Origin of the sequence: Pseudomonas mercuritolerans, from assembly GCF_025706525.1 — a bacterium.
Classification (GTDB): Bacteria; Pseudomonadota; Gammaproteobacteria; order Pseudomonadales; family Pseudomonadaceae; genus Aquipseudomonas; species Aquipseudomonas mercuritolerans.
In genome coordinates this window covers 513,456-529,197 of sequence record NZ_JAMSHA010000004.1, presented here as the reverse complement: position 1 = coordinate 529,197, position 15,742 = coordinate 513,456, and the positions used below count along the sequence as shown (strand labels likewise).

At 60.1% G+C, this 15,742-nt stretch carries 19 protein-coding genes; 12 read left to right on the top strand and 7 right to left on the bottom strand.

The genetic code is table 11. The annotated features are described in order from the left end of the window. The first annotated feature begins 31 nt into the window (after positions 1–31). The 3 genes from ND528_RS14580 (at position 32) to ND528_RS14570 (ending at position 2,514) form a co-directional block, all read left to right on the top strand. The gene (locus ND528_RS14580) at positions 32–502 is read left to right on the top strand and encodes a hypothetical protein (protein WP_263470577.1); all 471 of its coding nucleotides are present in this window, start codon (positions 32–34) and stop codon (positions 500–502) included. A gap of 462 nt (positions 503–964) precedes the next feature. Continuing rightward, the gene (locus tag ND528_RS14575) at positions 965–1,858 is read left to right on the top strand and encodes a sensor histidine kinase (RefSeq protein WP_263470606.1); all 894 of its coding nucleotides are present in this window, start codon (positions 965–967) and stop codon (positions 1,856–1,858) included. Then, complete coding sequence (locus tag ND528_RS14570) at positions 1,855–2,514, top strand: response regulator (RefSeq protein ID WP_041478445.1); 660 nt, start codon at positions 1,855–1,857, stop codon at positions 2,512–2,514. Before ND528_RS14575 ends, ND528_RS14570 begins: the two co-directional genes overlap by 4 nt. Here ND528_RS14570 and yegS read toward each other — a convergent pair. Then, a complete protein-coding gene (gene yegS / locus ND528_RS14565; RefSeq protein ID WP_137216153.1) occupies positions 2,498–3,415 on the bottom strand; it encodes a lipid kinase YegS in 918 nt (305 codons plus the stop codon). The two genes, ND528_RS14570 and yegS, sit on opposite strands and share 17 nt — an antisense overlap. A 321-nt stretch (positions 3,416–3,736) precedes the next feature. On the opposite strand from yegS, the gene ND528_RS14560 reads away from it, so the two are divergent. After that, positions 3,737–4,045 (top strand): hypothetical protein, encoded by a 309-nt coding sequence (locus tag ND528_RS14560; RefSeq protein ID WP_178083628.1) that lies wholly within the window; start codon positions 3,737–3,739, stop codon positions 4,043–4,045. Positions 4,046–4,104: 59 nt separating this feature from the next. Here ND528_RS14560 and ND528_RS14555 read toward each other — a convergent pair whose 3' ends face one another. Both ND528_RS14555 and moaB read right to left on the bottom strand, forming a co-directional pair. Then, positions 4,105–5,331 (bottom strand): molybdopterin molybdotransferase MoeA, encoded by a 1,227-nt coding sequence (locus ND528_RS14555; protein ID WP_263470576.1) that lies wholly within the window; start codon positions 5,329–5,331, stop codon positions 4,105–4,107. Beyond that, complete coding sequence (moaB, locus tag ND528_RS14550; RefSeq protein WP_263470575.1) at positions 5,315–5,854, bottom strand: molybdenum cofactor biosynthesis protein B; 540 nt, start codon at positions 5,852–5,854, stop codon at positions 5,315–5,317. The genes ND528_RS14555 and moaB overlap by 17 nt, the downstream gene beginning before the upstream one ends. Positions 5,855–5,935: 81 nt before the next feature. Here moaB and mobA point away from each other — a divergent pair, with 81 nt between their 5' ends. Then, entirely contained in the window at positions 5,936–6,538 is a 603-nt protein-coding gene (gene mobA, locus ND528_RS14545; protein WP_263470574.1) for a molybdenum cofactor guanylyltransferase MobA, read from the top strand. Between the two features lie 77 nt (positions 6,539–6,615). After that, on the top strand, positions 6,616–6,837 hold the full coding sequence (locus ND528_RS14540; RefSeq protein WP_016770600.1) for a YgdI/YgdR family lipoprotein: 222 nt from the start codon (positions 6,616–6,618) through the stop codon (positions 6,835–6,837). Between the two features lie 82 nt (positions 6,838–6,919). Here the strand turns inward: ND528_RS14540 and ND528_RS14535 are convergent, their stop codons facing one another. The 3 genes from ND528_RS14535 to ND528_RS14525 form a co-directional block, all read right to left on the bottom strand. After that, positions 6,920–7,810, bottom strand: a complete 891-nt coding sequence (locus ND528_RS14535) for a pseudouridine synthase (RefSeq protein WP_263470573.1) — start codon at positions 7,808–7,810, stop codon at positions 6,920–6,922. A gap of 70 nt (positions 7,811–7,880) precedes the next feature. Continuing rightward, the gene (locus ND528_RS14530; protein WP_016770837.1) at positions 7,881–8,198 is read right to left on the bottom strand and encodes a hypothetical protein; all 318 of its coding nucleotides are present in this window, start codon (positions 8,196–8,198) and stop codon (positions 7,881–7,883) included. Positions 8,199–8,312: 114 nt separating this feature from the next. Next, complete coding sequence (locus ND528_RS14525; protein ID WP_137216149.1) at positions 8,313–8,549, bottom strand: glutaredoxin family protein; 237 nt, start codon at positions 8,547–8,549, stop codon at positions 8,313–8,315. A 198-nt stretch (positions 8,550–8,747) separates the two neighbouring features. Here ND528_RS14525 and ND528_RS14520 point away from each other — a divergent pair, with 198 nt between their 5' ends. Further along, entirely contained in the window at positions 8,748–10,460 is a 1,713-nt protein-coding gene (locus tag ND528_RS14520) for a cation:proton antiporter (RefSeq protein ID WP_263470572.1), read from the top strand. Here ND528_RS14520 and ND528_RS14515 read toward each other — a convergent pair. Next, positions 10,457–11,665, bottom strand: a complete 1,209-nt coding sequence (locus tag ND528_RS14515; RefSeq protein WP_212616824.1) for an ammonium transporter — start codon at positions 11,663–11,665, stop codon at positions 10,457–10,459. The genes ND528_RS14520 and ND528_RS14515 overlap by 4 nt on opposite strands. Before the next feature lie 302 nt (positions 11,666–11,967). Between ND528_RS14515 and ND528_RS14510 the strand changes: the two genes are divergently transcribed. The 5 genes from ND528_RS14510 (at position 11,968) to ND528_RS14490 (ending at position 15,688) form a co-directional block, all read left to right on the top strand. Next, a complete protein-coding gene (locus ND528_RS14510) occupies positions 11,968–12,282 on the top strand; it encodes a DUF883 family protein (protein WP_016770842.1) in 315 nt (104 codons plus the stop codon). 2 nt (positions 12,283–12,284) lie between these two features. After that, on the top strand, positions 12,285–12,671 hold the full coding sequence (locus tag ND528_RS14505; protein ID WP_008079909.1) for a phage holin family protein: 387 nt from the start codon (positions 12,285–12,287) through the stop codon (positions 12,669–12,671). Continuing rightward, entirely contained in the window at positions 12,668–13,006 is a 339-nt protein-coding gene (locus tag ND528_RS14500) for a hypothetical protein (RefSeq protein WP_041478436.1), read from the top strand. The genes ND528_RS14505 and ND528_RS14500 overlap by 4 nt, the downstream gene beginning before the upstream one ends. A 120-nt stretch (positions 13,007–13,126) precedes the next feature. Continuing rightward, entirely contained in the window at positions 13,127–14,290 is a 1,164-nt protein-coding gene (locus tag ND528_RS14495; protein WP_137216146.1) for an EAL domain-containing protein, read from the top strand. A gap of 69 nt (positions 14,291–14,359) precedes the next feature. After that, complete coding sequence (locus tag ND528_RS14490; protein ID WP_263470571.1) at positions 14,360–15,688, top strand: deoxyguanosinetriphosphate triphosphohydrolase; 1,329 nt, start codon at positions 14,360–14,362, stop codon at positions 15,686–15,688. The last annotated feature ends 54 nt before the right edge of the window (positions 15,689–15,742 follow it).

Sequence of the window (15,742 nt, the reverse complement as noted above, 5' to 3'; positions counted from 1 at the left end):
CGTCAACCAACACGACGTGGTGGAGATGAACATGCCAATCGACCGTAAAGACTGGGCGCAACGCTTCCCCGAATTTCTGGTCGAGGCCGAAATGCTTCTCGCCAAGTCCGAAGAATGCCTGAGCCATCTGCAACTGATCAGCAATGACAAGGATGCCATCGACTGCATGCTCGGCACTCTGCTGAAATTGGCTGGCCGTGCCGAAGCGTTGGCGCTGGAAGCGATCTCCGAATTCTCCCTGCACATCTATAGCCTGCTGAATCTGACTCAGGACCGGGTAGATCTGCACGAACAGGCCCTTGATGCGCTACGTGACTGCTTCACCCTGATGGCTTGGCAGCTTGAGCTGGTCGACCATAAGACCGGGCAGCTAAGCCTGGATGAACGCGAGCAGGCTGATCTGCTCGAAGCCTTTGCGGCACAAATGGGCCAGACCTCGTTTGAGCCGAAGATGATGAGCAAACGTTTGCTCTCTGCGTCCGTTACCGCTCGCCAGGCTTGAGCCTGTCTGCAGCAATATTGTCGTAAATGAATAGTTCGTACCTGTCAGCGACAGTCCGGGCCAAATAATCAACCCGACCAACGGCTGATTTCCAGGCACCGCCCTCAGGGTTTTCCTGTGTGCCGCAAGCGATACTTCCAAACGTATGGAAGTCATTCAAAAAACAAGAATTCAGACTTTTCCAATATGGAACTTGCGTCCACGATCCGCTATTTCCTGACTGAATGGACATATATAGCAACCGCGACCAACGGTATGTTAAGTGGTATTATGCCGCCGGTTAATTGCTTGCCACTTAATGGCACACTGACTCCAGCGTTTCATTAGCGATGTTATTGCCAGTCAATGATTGCTTAACGAATACGGTTTGAATCCATAACATAATTGACAGTATTTCCAGACAGAGATCCGCCATCCACCGGCCGGTCTGCCCGCAGCGAACATCCATTGGCTCCATCCGTTATGTACGCCAGTCTCAAGTCACTCATCACATGGCCACCCTCGCGGGAAAACGCCCGGCGCTTCACACTGGTTCTGTGTGTTCTGGCGACCCTGGGCAGTCTGCTGGCGTATGTTGTTTCCGCGCGCATTCCCTTGGGGTTGCTGGCACTCGACATCGCCGCCACCGCGTGCGTCTGGGTGCAATATCGCTTGTCGCGCAAATCGATCAAGTTTCAACCACAAGAGCTGGCTGATCGACTGTTGCAAGTCCAGGAAAACGAGCGCCATCGCCTCAGCCGGGAATTGCATGACGATATCGGCCAGTTGCTTACCGCCGCCAAACTGCAAAGTGACTGGCTCAAGCGCCGCCTGCCGGCAGAACTCCAGGAGCAATGCGCGGTGCTCTGCGACACCCTGGATGAAACCCTGACCAAGGTGCGTGATGTCTCGGCGATTCTCAATCCACGGCAATTGACCAGCCTGGGCCTCGAAGCCAGCCTGCGTGCGCACTTGCTCAAGACGTTGGCCAACACGCCGGTTAACTGGAGTCTCGATTGCCAGCAGCGGCTCAACGGGATTCCCGAGGAAATGGCCGTCGCGGCGTTTCGTATTGCTCAGGAAGCCGTGACCAACATCTTACGCCACGCACAGGCGAAAAACCTGTTGATTCGGGTACAGCGTCTGCCGCAAGGTCTGACTTTGTTGATCAGCGATGACGGTCTCGGTTTTGCCCCTGCTACCGATCCGGCCAGAGAAGGCCAGCGCGGCATGGCCGGGATGGCCGAGCGCGTCGAACAGTTGGGCGGCACATTGAGCGTTACCAGCGAGCCGGGCAAAGGCACAAGAATCGAAGCACTTTTCCCCTGGGCGCCGCGAGCGCTCGAAAGGGCCAGTACGAATAAGGTTATGCGTTGACTTGTAACTTACTTCTGGTGGATGACCACTCGCTGATCAGAGCCGGCGTGCGCGCTCTGGTACTGGATATTCCCGGTTACGCGGTAATCGGCGAAGCCAGTGATGGTTCGCAATTGCTCGAAATGGTCGAGCAATTGAGCCCGGACATCGTATTGCTGGACATCTCGATGAGGGAAACCGGTGGCCTGGAAGCGCTGCAACGCCTCAAGCGCGTGCGCCCGCAGAGCAAAGTGCTGATCCTGTCGATGCATACCGATCCGGCGCTGATCATGCAGGCGCTGGAGTCCGGCGCCCACGGCTATCTGCTCAAGGACACCACCGCCACCGAGCTTGAACACGCGCTGGAAGCACTGCGCAACAACGAACGCTACCTCAGCCCGGCCATCGCTCATACGGTGATCAATCAGGCACTGACCCGAAACCAGAAAAGCCAGCCCGACATCGCCGATTCACACAATCTGACCGCGCGCCAGCTGGAAATCCTGCGGCTGATCGTGCGCGGCAAATCGACCCGGGAAATCGCCAACGGTCTGGGCTTGAGCGTCAAGACCGTCGAAACCCACCGTGCGCAGATCATGAAGCGCCTGCAAATCTACGACGTGGCGGGTCTGGTGCTGTTCGCCGTGCGCGAGCAGATCATCAGCCTGGATGACTGATCGACGGTTGTTGGCCCAGTAATGGCGAGTCCTTTGGCAGGTGCACCTGCAACGCTGCAGGTTTCGCAACAAATCGCAGACTGTCGCCCTCCAGCGGCTCGCCATCGAGATTGATGCTCAGCCCTTCGGCGACCTTGATCTCGACCCACGGCAATCGCGCCCGCACAAACATATTGTCGAGGCCGAAGCCCTCGCTCAGCAGATTCTTCAGCGTGCCGACCAGCTCCTGCGGTGCCGGGAGGATGCTGATATCCAGCAAACCATCGTCGACTCGCGCCTCGGGGCAAAGCACATGGCCGCCACCCGCCTGCCGCCCATTACCGATGCCCAGCGCCAGCAGCTCGCCCTGCCAATGAAAGTCCGGCCCCTGCAACTCGCCATAAGCGGCATGCAGCTCGCTGAACCGGGTCAGGCCGGTGAACAGATACGCGGCGCCGCCCAAGACCTTTTTCAGGTCTTCTGAAGTATTGGCGGTAACCTGACTGCCGAATCCGCCGGTCGCCATGTTCAGGAAAATCTGCCCGCCCACCTCGCCCAAATCGATATCCGAGGGGTGAACATCCAGTAGCTCAAGGGCTTCAGCAGGCTCCAGGGAAATACCGGCGGCGCGGGAAAAATCGTTGGCGGTCCCCAGCGGGAGCAAAACGAGGCTGGCTTTCTTCGGGTGTTGAGCCAGCGCTTCGGCGATATCGCGCAAGGTGCCATCGCCGCCGCCAGCGATGATTTTCGTGTAGCCCGCTGCCAGCGCTTCTTCTACCAGACGCTGGGCGTCGCCGGCCTCCCAGGTCACTCGCACGGCCAGCTCCCAGCCTTGCTCGCGCTTGGCTTCGACGGCAGCGCGGACATCCTCGTTGAGTGCCTGTTTGCCATGCAAGATCAGCAGTGCCCGGCGTTCACTCATAACGTCACTCCAAGAATTGAATCGATTGAAACATCTTGACCACTGTGCGCCTTAAAAAAGCCACGGAGCTGGCAATTAATTGCTCATCCAGCAGCTGGCGTCCTACACGGCGGTATTTTTTCTTACGAAACAAGAGGAATCGGCTCAATTGACCCCGCCCACCCCATGGGTCACCGTGTGCTGGCAGCATCAACCTTTAACCTTCAACCCAATAACACAAGGATGTGCCGGTAATGTACGGATACCCCCCGATTTATTTTCATGAATCGCGCAACGGAAAAACCAGCAGGCGTGCAATCGTTACGATCAGCGAGTACTTCCATGCACAACCATGAAACCAAGGCACCGGTGAGCCCGGTCGCCGCTCTCGCCGAAAGCCGTGCCAGCAAGAAACCAGACTTCTGTAACAGCACCAAGCCCACTGGAGAGTTTGATATGGAACCCCGTGTCAGCGAGCTGGAAACCCACTTCAAATACATGCGCCGCGACATGGACGAAGTGCTCAATGACGTCCGCACGATCAAACACCGTCTGGCGTATTCGGCGGGTGCGACCGCTGTCATCCTGGGACTGCTGGGATGGGTGGCCAACAGCCGATTCGACCAGTTGGTGACCCTGATCAGCAACTGACCGAATCACTTGTCGCACGCGCCGCGCACATCAGCCGACGCGTGCTTGGGCAAGAACGGTCAGCCCAGCAGGTCACTGAGCGGAATGAAGCTCACTTCATCACCCTCGTGCAGCGTGCGGCCCTCTCGGACTTCCACCAACCCGTCGGCCCACGCGGCGCTACGCAGCACACCCGAGCTCTGGTTGCGGTAAATGATTGCGCGCCCCTGCTCCAGACGCCCGCGCAGGTATTCGCGACGATTGCCGGCCACCGGCCAGACAAAGCCTGCGGGCACTGCAAACTTCAGCGGCTCGACGTCCTGCGTCCCGAGGCGTCGCAATAGATAAGGGCGCGTCAGCACGGCGAACGTCACCAGCGTAGAGGCGGGATTGCCGGGCAGGCCAATCACCGGCACGTTGCGGAAATGACCGAAGGTCAACGGCTTCCCGGGCTTGATGGCCAGCTTCCACAGGGCCAACTCGCCTTCTTCACGCAGGGCAATGCCGAGGAAATCCGCCTCACCGACCGAGACACCGCCGGTAGACAGAATCAGATCGACATTTTGTAGCTCGCCCAACCGCGCCCGCGTGGTGGCCAGATCGTCCGGGAGAATTCCGCCATCAATCACTTCACAACCCAGACGCTGCAGCCAGCTGCACAAAAGCACGCGGTTGCTGTTATAGATCTGGCCCGGACCCAATGCCTGACCGGGTTCAACCAGCTCATCCCCGGTGGACAAAACCGCGACGCGAGGTTTGCGCACGACATGGAGGCCGGCACAGCCAAGCGAAGCAGCCAGCCCTTGCTCAATCGGCCCCAGTCGGGTTCCAGCTTGCAGCACCAATTCACCGACCGTAGTTTCCTGGCCCTGCGGACGAATGTTCTGCCCGGCTTTCAAAGGCTCGAGGAAGCGCACTCGGCCGTCGGCCTGAACTTCAGCGTTTTCCTGCATCTCGACACAGTCGGCGCCGGGCGGCAGCGGTGCACCGGTAAAGATGCGTGCGCATGTGCCTGGTTCCAACGGCTGCGGAGATTGCCCGGCAAAGACCTTTTGACTGACCGGCAGCGGCTCGCCCTGCCAATCCGCCAGGTTCAAGGCGTAGCCGTCCATGGCGCTGTTCGGCCAAGGCGGCAGATCCAGCGTCGAGATCAGATCTTCCGCCAGCACCCGCCCTTCGAGTTGAGACAGCGGTAAATATTCGCGCTCGACAATGCGCGACGCATCGGCCATTGCCAGCAAACGCTCGAGCGCCGTTTCGACGGGCAGCAAACTGCCAGTCTTGCCCGGCTTACCCACGGGATTCACAAGGCGCCGCCTGCTTCAGATGGGTGACGAAGTTGCACGGACGATGACGGGCATCCAGTTGTTCAGCGAGGATGCCATCCCAGCCGGTGCGAACCGCATTGGTCGAACCCGGCAGGCAGCACACCAGCGTGCCGTTGGCCAGACCCGCCAAGGCCCGGGACTGCACGGTCGAAGTGCCGATATCGGCCAAGGAGATCTGGCGGAACAGTTCGCCAAATCCGTCGACCTGTTTGTCGAGCAGGCATGCCACCGCTTCCGGCGTGCTGTCACGCCCGGTGAAGCCGGTGCCGCCGGTGATCAACACAACCTGAACCACATCGTCGGCAATCCAGTTGGCGACTTGCGCGCGAATTTTGTAGAGATCATCTTTAAGCAAAACCCGCTCGGCCAGCGCGTGGCCGGCCGCGATCAAGCGATCAACGAAGACCTGGCCGGAGGTATCGGTTTCCAGGGTTCGGGTGTCGCTGACAGTCAGCACCGCAATATTGAGCGGCACGAAAGGTACATCAGCCTTGGCTTTCATAGGCTCTTCCAGTTGTAGGGGAAACAGCCCGGTGTTATATCACAGCGGCTCATTTTTCCGCCGCCCCTCTGGAGAGTCGTCATGCCCTGGAACAGCCAATTGCCATCCTGCTCAGTCCTGCTTCTGGCCGGTGGACGCGGCCAGCGCATGGGCGGTCAGGACAAGGGGCTTATCGAGTGGCTGGGCGAGCCTTTGATCGGGCATTTGCAGCGCAAGGTGCGTTCGTTGACCGACGATCTGATCATCTCGTGCAACCGCAATCGCGAGCGTTATGCCGGATTTGCCGATCAGTTGGTGATGGATGATGAAGGCGATTTCCCCGGGCCGTTGGCCGGGATTCGGGCAGGGCTGAAGGCTGCACGGCATTCGCATTTGCTGGTGTTGCCCTGCGATGTGCCGCGAATCGACGAGGCGCTGCTGAAGGACATGCTGGTTACTGCCGATCAGCAACGTGAAAAACCTTTAATGCTGCGCCATGGCGAACATTGGGAACCGCTGCTGTGCGTGATTCCGGTGGCGCTGTTGCCAGAGTTCGAAGCGGCATGGAATGCTGGCGAACGTAGCCCGGGGCGGGTAATGCGCAGCCTCGGCGCCGTCGCGTTGCAGTGCCCCGAAAACGATCCGCGGCTGGCCAACCTCAACACCCCGCAATTGTTACATCTGCACAACACTGTGTCAGACTGACACCATGCAAGGAACTCTCACGCCTTGTTTACGTCTCAAGCTCAGTAACCAGAAGATTCCCATTCGGAGACACACTCATGACCCAACGGACCCTCGCCACTTTCATGCTCGCACTGGGCCTGGCAACCCTCGCCGGTTGCTCATCGCCGACAGTGATCACCTTGAATGACGGTCGCGAAATCCAGGCCGTCGACACCCCGAAATACGATGATGATTCGGGCTTCTACGAGTTCCAGCAGCTGGACGGCAAAGAGACCCGCATCAACAAGGATCAGGTTCGTACCGTTAAAGAGCTGTAAGGCTCCGCGTCGTTACCGGATACAGAAAAGCCCGCATTGTCATGCGGGCTTTTTCATGGGCGCTCGGAAAGCAGCTTCAGCATTACCACTGCAAGGTGATTCGACTCTCGAACTCCCGTAATTCCCCGGTCACCGGGTCAATGAAGCGCAGGCCTTGCGCAAGCAGCTTCAACGGGTTGGCGTAATCGTCCTCGACATCTTTCAACACAGTCGGATAAAACGGATCGTTGCAAATACTCGCTCCCAGCGACGTCATGTGCACCCGCAACTGATGCTTCTTGCCCGTCACGGGATAGAGGCCATAGCGCCACAGATCGCCATTTTTCTCACGCACCTCCACCGCCGTTTCGGTATTGCTGGTGCCAGGCCCTTCTTGCATGCGGAAAAACGGCTCGCCATCCACCAGGCGGCTCTTGTGCACCAGAGGGAAATTCAGCTCGGGCAACGCCGGGGCAATCGCTTCGTAGCGCTTGTCGATCTGCCGGGTCGGAAACAATGACTGATAGGCCGAGCGGGTCTGCGGATTGGCCGAGAAGATCACCAGCCCTGCGGTGTGCCGGTCAATACGGTGCAGCGGCACCAGATGCGGATTGTCCAGCCGACGGATCAGCCGGCGCAGCAGGGTTTGTTCGACATATTCTCCGGCCGGGGTGACTGGCAGAAAGTGAGGTTTGTCGGCCACCACCAGATGCTCATCGGCATAGAGAATCGACTCGAGAACCGGGATCGGCTTTTCGTCCTTCACCTCACGAAAGTAATGAATGCGCAGCCCTTCCTTGTACGGCAAGTCCAGCGCAATTGGCTGGCCCTGCGCATCCAGCACCCGTCCCCGAGCAATGCGGTCGAGCCATTGTTCGCGGCCGATGGCACTGAAGTGCTCGCAGAGGCAATCGAATACCGTCAGCCAGTGCCCGGGCGGCAAGTACAAGGTGCTGGCCTGATTGTGCGCAGCGGAAAATACGGGGCTGGACATACGAAACGGAAATCCTCAATGCGGGCCGGCATTATCCAACACCGAGGCAAAGCCACCTAGCGCAGTTTGATCAGGCCGGAATCGACTTGAGCGCCGCCGCTTCGGTGAACTCCTTCAGCCAGCGCAACACATCGACCGCTTCCCAGCGTCCCGGATCGTACAAGGCGTACAACAGCCCCTGATAACCGACCACATCCAGTTGCTTGTGATAACCGGCGCGCTGAAACAACGCTTCGATTTCGGCAAAGCAGGTATTGAAATGCAGCTTGTTGAACGGCGTCTTGCCTTCCGTGACCAGCCCGTCCAGGCGCAATTCGAGGACGGCCTCGCGCACCACGTCGACCGACATCCGGTTAACGCTGCTCTTCAACTGTTCGACATTGACCACGGTTCATCCCTCTGACTCGATTGCTGTATGGACATACAGTAACCGAAGAAGCCGGCGAGTGCCAACGCAAGGATGGGTTGCTGCGACCAGCGGAATGAAGGAGATCAATCTGCGTCAGCGTAAAAACGCCACGACCTGGTCTGCGCTGAAAGGCCAATCCAGCTCGGCGCCAGTGTCGATCCGCCGCAGCACCGGGATACGCAAGCTGTATTTTTCGAACCACGATTCGTCTTCGGCGATGTCCACCAGTTCAACCAGCAGACCATGCTCGACGAAGGGCATCAGCTCGGCTTCGGCGACTTCACACAGATGACACCCAAGGGTGCCGAACAGCTGACATTCTGGAGGCATGACGGCGTTACCGGAAAACAGGTGAGGCCATTCTAGGACGCCGCCGAACCCTCGTCGACCCAGCGCCGCCCAAAGGCCGCGACGCTCCCGGCGCAAAATCCTGACGCAAATCATTCAGCGCAAAGTGCAATTGCGTCATCCTCGCGGACTTTTTGCCTCTACGCTTCAGAGGCCAACGCCCTGACAGCGGAGTGTCCCGTGTTTGCAAACCTGTTGATCATCCTCGCCTCATCCCTGGTGGTGATTGCCCTGTTCCGGCGCCTGCGACTGCCGCCGGTGCTGGGTTACCTGTGCGTGGGATTGCTGGTCGGGCCGAACGCGTTCGACTGGGTCAACGAGAGCGAACACCTGCCGGATGTCGCCGAGTTGGGCGTGGTGTTCCTGCTGTTCTCGCTCGGTCTGGAGTTCTCCCTGTCGAAGATGATTGCGCTGCGTCAGGTGGTGTTTCGCCTTGGCAGTCAGCAAGTGCTGATCAGCACAGCGCTGCTCGGCACACTGTTGATGGGCCTGGGCATGCCGCTGATGCCAGCGCTGTTGCTCGGTGCAGGGTTATCGCTGTCATCCACGGCGATCGTGACCAAGGAGCTGGGCAGTCTTGGTGAAGTATTCAGCAGCCACGGCCAGAACGCGGTCGGGGTATTGCTGTTTCAGGACGTTGTCGCGGTATTGCTGCTGACACTGGTTCCGGTCTTCGCCGGCACCAGCGAGCAGGCCTGGTATTGGGCCTTGCCGTTGACCCTGGGGAAAACCGTGGTGCTGTTCTTCGGCCTGCTGCTGGCCAGTCGCTGGTTGCTGCCACGGCTGTTTCATGAAGTGGCGGCCTCACGCTCGGCAGAGCTTTTCGTCCTGCTGGCACTGGTGATCGTGCTGCTCACCGCTTGGCTGACGCATTTGCTGGGGCTGTCGCCAGCCCTCGGCGCGTTTCTGGCCGGTATGCTGCTCGGGGAAAGCCATTACCGGCACCAGATCGAAGCTGACATCCGACCTTTTCGCGACATTCTGCTCGGCGTGTTCTTCGTCAGCATCGGCATGCTGATCGACCTGCAATTGTTCGTCAGTCACAGCCTGTTGATCATCGGCCTGACGCTGGGCCTGATGCTGATCAAGGGCATCGTGGTCGCGCTGCTGGTGAAGGGGCGCGGCAGTGACAGCGAAACCGCATGGCGCAGCGGCCTGGCCCTGGCCCAGGGTGGCGAATTCTGTTTTGCCTTGATGGCGCAGATGCAGCAGAACAGCCTGTTGCCGGCCGAACCGGGCGCCCTGCTGCTCGCGGCGACCTTCTGTTCGATGCTGCTCACGCCACTGCTGTTGCGCGCGGCGCCGCGCATCGCCGCCGTGCTGCACCGCAAGCCCAATCAGGAAGCGCAGATCGAACAGATCAGCGCGCTCAACGCCGACCTCGACCAGCACGTGGTGATCTGCGGCTACGGACGCGTCGGCCAATCCATCGGCCGCTTCATGGGCAACGCCGGGCAAGCCTATGTTGCGCTGGACAACGATCCGGTGCGGGTGCAGGAAGCCGCATCTGCGGAAAGCGACGTACACTACGGCGACTCGGCGCGTGGCGATCTGCTTACTGCGGTTGGCCTGTTGCGCGCCAGGCTGCTGGTGATTGCCGTGGATCAAAGTGACGTGGCGTTGCGCATTCTGCGCGAAGCCCGGCGACTCAACCGACAGGTGCCGATTCTGGTACGCACCCGTGACGACAGCCAATCGGCGGAGCTCAGAGCCGCCGGCGCCACCGAGGTGGTGCCGGAGCTTTTGGAGTCGAGCCTGATGCTCGCTTCACATGCGCTGATCATGCTCGGCCTGCCCGCGCACAAAGTGCAGGAGAAGGTCGATCAAGTGCGCATCGATCGCTATCGCCTGCTCCACGGTTTCTATCCCGGAGCCAATGATGAGGAAATCTAGTCCTGACTCACCGCGCCGATCTTGTGCAGCGACAGGTCGGCGCCGTAATACTCTTGTTCCTGACTCAGGCGCAGCCCATGCAATGCCTTGATCGCGCCGTAGACGACGAAGCCGCCAACCAGCGCCACCACAACGCCGAGCCCGGTGCCGATCAATTGGCTGATCAGGCTGACGCCACCCAGCCCCCCCAGCGCAGTCTGGCCGAAGACGCCGCAGGCAATCCCGCCCCAAACACCACACAAACCGTGCAAAGGCCAGACGCCCAGCACGTCGTCGATGCGCCATTTGACTTGAGCGGCGGTAAAGCACCAGACAAACAAGGCTCCGGCGATCGCGCCGGTTACCAGCGCACCGACCGGATGCATCAGGTCGGACCCGGCGCAAATCGCCACCAATCCGGCCAACGGGCCGTTGTGCAGAAAGCCCGGGTCATTGCGCCCGACGATCAACGCCGCGACGGTGCCACCGACCATGGCCATCAGCGAGTTGACCGCGACCAGGCCACTGACACCTTGCAGGGTTTGCGCGCTCATCACGTTGAAGCCGAACCAGCCGACAATCAGGATCCACGAGCCCAGCGCCAGAAACGGAATGCTCGACGGCGCGAACGCGACCAGGCGCCCATCGCGGTAGCGACCATTGCGCGGGCCGAGCAGCAGAACAGCGGCCAACGCCAGCCAACCGCCCACGGCATGCACCACCACCGAGCCGGCGAAATCATGAAATGCCGCGCCAAACTGCGCCGCCAGCCAGCCTTGCAAGCCGAAGTTGCCATTCCAGATCAGGCCCTCGAAGAATGGATAGATAAACGCCACGATCAGCGCCGTCGCGCACAACTGCGGAACAAACCGCGCGCGCTCGGCAATGCCGCCGGAAATGATCGCCGGGATCGCGGCAGCAAAGGTCAGCAGGAAGAAAAACTTCACCAGGCCATAGCCGTGGTCAGCCGTGAGCACCGCTGCCGGTTGCATGAAGGTGACGCCATAGGAGATCCAATAGCCTATAAAGAAGTAGGCCAGTGTCGAGACGGCGAAGTCGCTGAGGATTTTCGCCAGTGCATTGACCTGGTTCTTCTGCCGGACCGTGCCGACCTCCAGAAAGGCGAAACCGGCGTGCATCGCCAGTACCATCACCGCACCGATCAGGATGAACAATGTATTGGAGCTGTGAACCAGCGTGTCCACAGCGCTTTGCAGATTTTCCATGAGGAGGCAGACCCAAGGCTAAAAGGCACCAAAGCGGTTCATGCGGGCATTTCATGCACCAAATCAAGACTCACCATTCATGCAACCGCAGGGTCGATGAGCTGATTTGGCGCACAGATCGATGTCCGATCACGAACCGCGAGCAAATGAATTAGAGTTTTTTCTGCGCGGACGCCCGGCAACAGCGCACGCGCACCGAGCGACGCACCACGACACAGCAAAAGTTGTACCAGGCATTTGCACTGAACCTTCACGCAAGGCTCATACTCGAACGCTTCAAAGCCACCTACGGAGATCCACCAATGGCCAGCATCAAGGCAAAGACTGCTCAAGAAATCCTGATGAACGACTTCCAGACTCTGGTTGCCGACACCGAACGCCTGCTCGAGCACACCAAGACCCTCGCTGGCGATCAGGCCGATGAGCTGCGTGCCCAGATTCACGACAGCCTGCTGCGTGCCCGGGAAACCCTGAAAGTGACTGAAGACACCTTGCGCGAACGCGGTCAGGCGGCGGTCACCGCTACTGAAGATTACGTATCCGCCAACCCATGGCAGTCGGTGGGCATCGCTGCCGGCGTCGGCTTTCTGATCGGCCTGCTGGCAACTCGGCGCTGATCATGTCGATCGGTGAATCCGGCCCGACTGCGGGCACCGCCTCCTCCACGCGTCGCCTCGGCGCTGCCGTTCTGGGCCTGCTGCACAGTCATGTCGAGTTGTTCGGCATCGAATTGCAGGAGCAGAAATCACGCACCGTCAGCCTGCTGCTGTTCGCCGGCCTGGCGCTGGTGTTTGCCCTGCTGTTGCTGGTGGGTCTGTCGACGCTGGTGATGATCATCTTCTGGGACACCTACCGCCTGGCAGCGATCATCGGCCTGTGCGTGTTTTACACGCTGGCGTCGATCTTCTGCGGTCTGCGCCTCAAAGCGGCGATTTTCGATGAGTCCTCGCCTTTCCACGGCACGCTCGAAGAGCTGGCCAACGACCGGGAGCGCCTGCTGCCATGAGCCTGCCTGAACTTCCGCACAACAGCTCACGTCGGGAAATGCGCAAGGCACTGATCCGCCTGCGCATGGAAATGCACCGACAGGAAATCCGCCACGAAACCGCGCAAGTGCTGCAGCCGTTGCAGCGCATGCGTGGAATGAAGCAGAACGTGCAGGACGGTTTCGGCATCAAGCACGCGCCGTTGTGGGGCGTGGCGGCGGTGACGCTGCTGGGCTTCCTCACGGGCAAAGGCTCGAAACGCAGCGGCGGGGGCGGTTTGACCCGACTGCTGCGTCTGGGCACGACGCTTGGGCCGCTGATCAGACTGGTCATGCACAGCTCGGGCAAACGCTGACGCGCCCCTCTGGCTACATTCTTGCAATAGCGCCGGGATGAATCTCCCTATCGGGGAATTCAGTCCCGCGCGCCTATCCGGCAGACGCGGCCAAACCAAAAACAAGATTAAGGACTTGCCGTGATCGACGGGCAACCGCTCGCCTGTTTTCAGCCTTTCATCGATACCGCGACCGGCCGCATCGCAGGCGTCGAAGCATTGGGTCGCCTGCGTCAGAGCGATGGTCAACTGACCTCGGTCGGACCATTGTTCGCCGATCCGCGCACTCCGGCCACTGCCTTGCGCCGTCTCGATCGGCAGATCCGTGACCACGCCCTCAGCCGCCTGCATGAAGCACCGGCGGAGTGGTTTCTCAGCCTGAACATGTCGCCACGCTGGATCAGCCGGCTACGCGCCGATCAAGCGCTGCCAAGTCTCAAGCAATTGGCGCGACACCAGGTTGATCCGCAGCGCATCGTTTTCGAGATCACCGAACTGGGTGGTAACAGCGAACGCCTGGCCCACGTGGTCGGGCGCTACCGTGACGCAGGGGCAAGAATCGCCATTGATGATTTCGGCGCCGGCTATTCGCAGCTGGATCGGGTGCTGGCCCTGCAACCGGACATTCTCAAGCTCGACATGCGCCTGTTTCAGGCTGCGGCTCTCGGCGGACCGAGCAGTGACGTGGTCAAAGCACTTGCGCAGATGGCCGAAAAAACCGGCTGCTGGATCATCGCTGAAGGCGTCGAAACCGAAGCGCAGCTGAATTTCGCCCTGGAATGCGGCTCGCGCTACGTGCAGGGATTTCTCTTCGCCCGGGCGCAGGAAGAATTCTTCGCTACAGACGCATTCGTCGCGCATTTCGCCCAACTCAGGCAACGCTACGTGAAGCAGAAACTCAGCGAGCGCGGGCGGTTAATGCAAATGCGTCAGCAGCTCAGCGAGCTGATGGCGATTCTGCAGCAATGGGCGCAGGCCCGCGCCCCGCTCAGTGCCTTGCCGCAATTGCAGGCGTTTCCCTGGCTGCTGCGCTTTTACCAGTGCGACCGCCACGGCACGCAACTGACTCCCAACCTCGAATGGCGTCATGACGGCTGGTTCGCCGATGATCGCTATCTGGGGCACAACTGGTCGTGGCGACCATACTTCTATCATCTGCTGGCCGAAGGCTGGGAAGAACGCCGCCTGACCCTGTCGAGCACGTATCGCGATGCCACCAGCAACCAGTATTGCCTGACTGCCGGACAGTTTTTCGATAACGGTGAACGGTTGTTGTTGATCGATATCGATGCCGCAGGCCTATAGTTCCGCTTGCAGGCGCAGGGCCGAACCGGGAAGCTAGTGCAATCAGTCACCTGACGGAGAGAATCAGCCTTGGATTGGCCTACCCTGCTCAACCGCGAACGCCTCGGCAAGCCGCTGCACAGCCCTCAAGAACTCGGCCGCAGCCCTTTTCACAAAGACCATGACCGCATCATTTTCTCCGGTGCCTTCCGCCGCCTCGGGCGCAAGACTCAAGTGCACCCGGTCACCAGCAACGATCACATCCACACCCGCCTGACCCACTCGCTGGAAGTCAGCTGCGTCGGCCGCTCGCTGGGCATGCGTGTCGGCGAAACCTTGCGCAGTGCGCTGCCGGAATGGTGCGACCCGGCCGACCTCGGCATGGTCGTGCAATCGGCTTGCCTGGCGCATGACATCGGCAACCCGCCGTTCGGCCATTCCGGCGAAGACGCGATTCGCCACTGGTTCCAACAAGCTGCCGGGCGGGGCTGGCTGGACGGCATGAGCGACGCCGAGCGCGGTGACTTTCTCAATTTCGAAGGCAACGCCCAGGGCTTTCGCGTGCTGACGCAGCTGGAATATCACCAGTTCGACGGCGGCACGCGCCTGACCTACGCGACGCTGGGCACTTACCTGAAGTACCCCTGGACCGCGCGCCATGCCGACTCCCTCGGCTACAAGAAACACAAGTTCGGCTGCTATCAGAGCGAGCTGCCATTGCTCGAACAGATCGCGCACAAGCTCGGTCTGCCGCAAATCGAAGACCAGCGCTGGGCACGCCATCCATTGGTCTACCTGATGGAAGCCGCCGATGACATCTGCTATGCGCTGATCGATCTCGAAGACGGTCTGGAAATGGATCTGCTCGAATATGCCGAGGTCGAGTCACTGCTGCTCGGCCTGGTCGGTGACGACTTGCCGGAGACCTATCGCCAGCTCGGCCCGCAGGATTCCCGCCGGCGTAAACTGGCGATCCTGCGCGGCAAAGCCATCGAGCACCTGACCAACGCGGCAGCGCGGGCGTTTGTCGAACAGCAGGATGCTCTGCTCGCCGGCACGCTGCACGGCGATCTGGTCGAACACATGCACGGGCCGGCAAAGCGCTGCGTGTTGAACGCCAAGGACATCGCGCGCAAGAAGATCTTCCAGGACAAGCGCAAGACATTGCATGAAATCGGCGCGTACACGACGCTGGAGATCCTGCTCAATTCGTTCTGTGGCGCCGCGCTGGAGCAGCACAACGGCCGCACGCCGTCGTTCAAGAGCCGGCGCATCCTCGATTTGCTCGGCAATAATGCGCCGGATCCGCAGGGTTCGTTGCACACTTCGTTTCTGCGCATGATCGATTTCATCGCCGGCATGACCGACAGCTACGCCAGTGACATGGCACTGGAAATGACCGGGCGTTCCAGTCATTGAGCATGCCGCATTCAGCCGACCGTTGATCTGGCCGGCTGAATTCCCGCCGAGTTT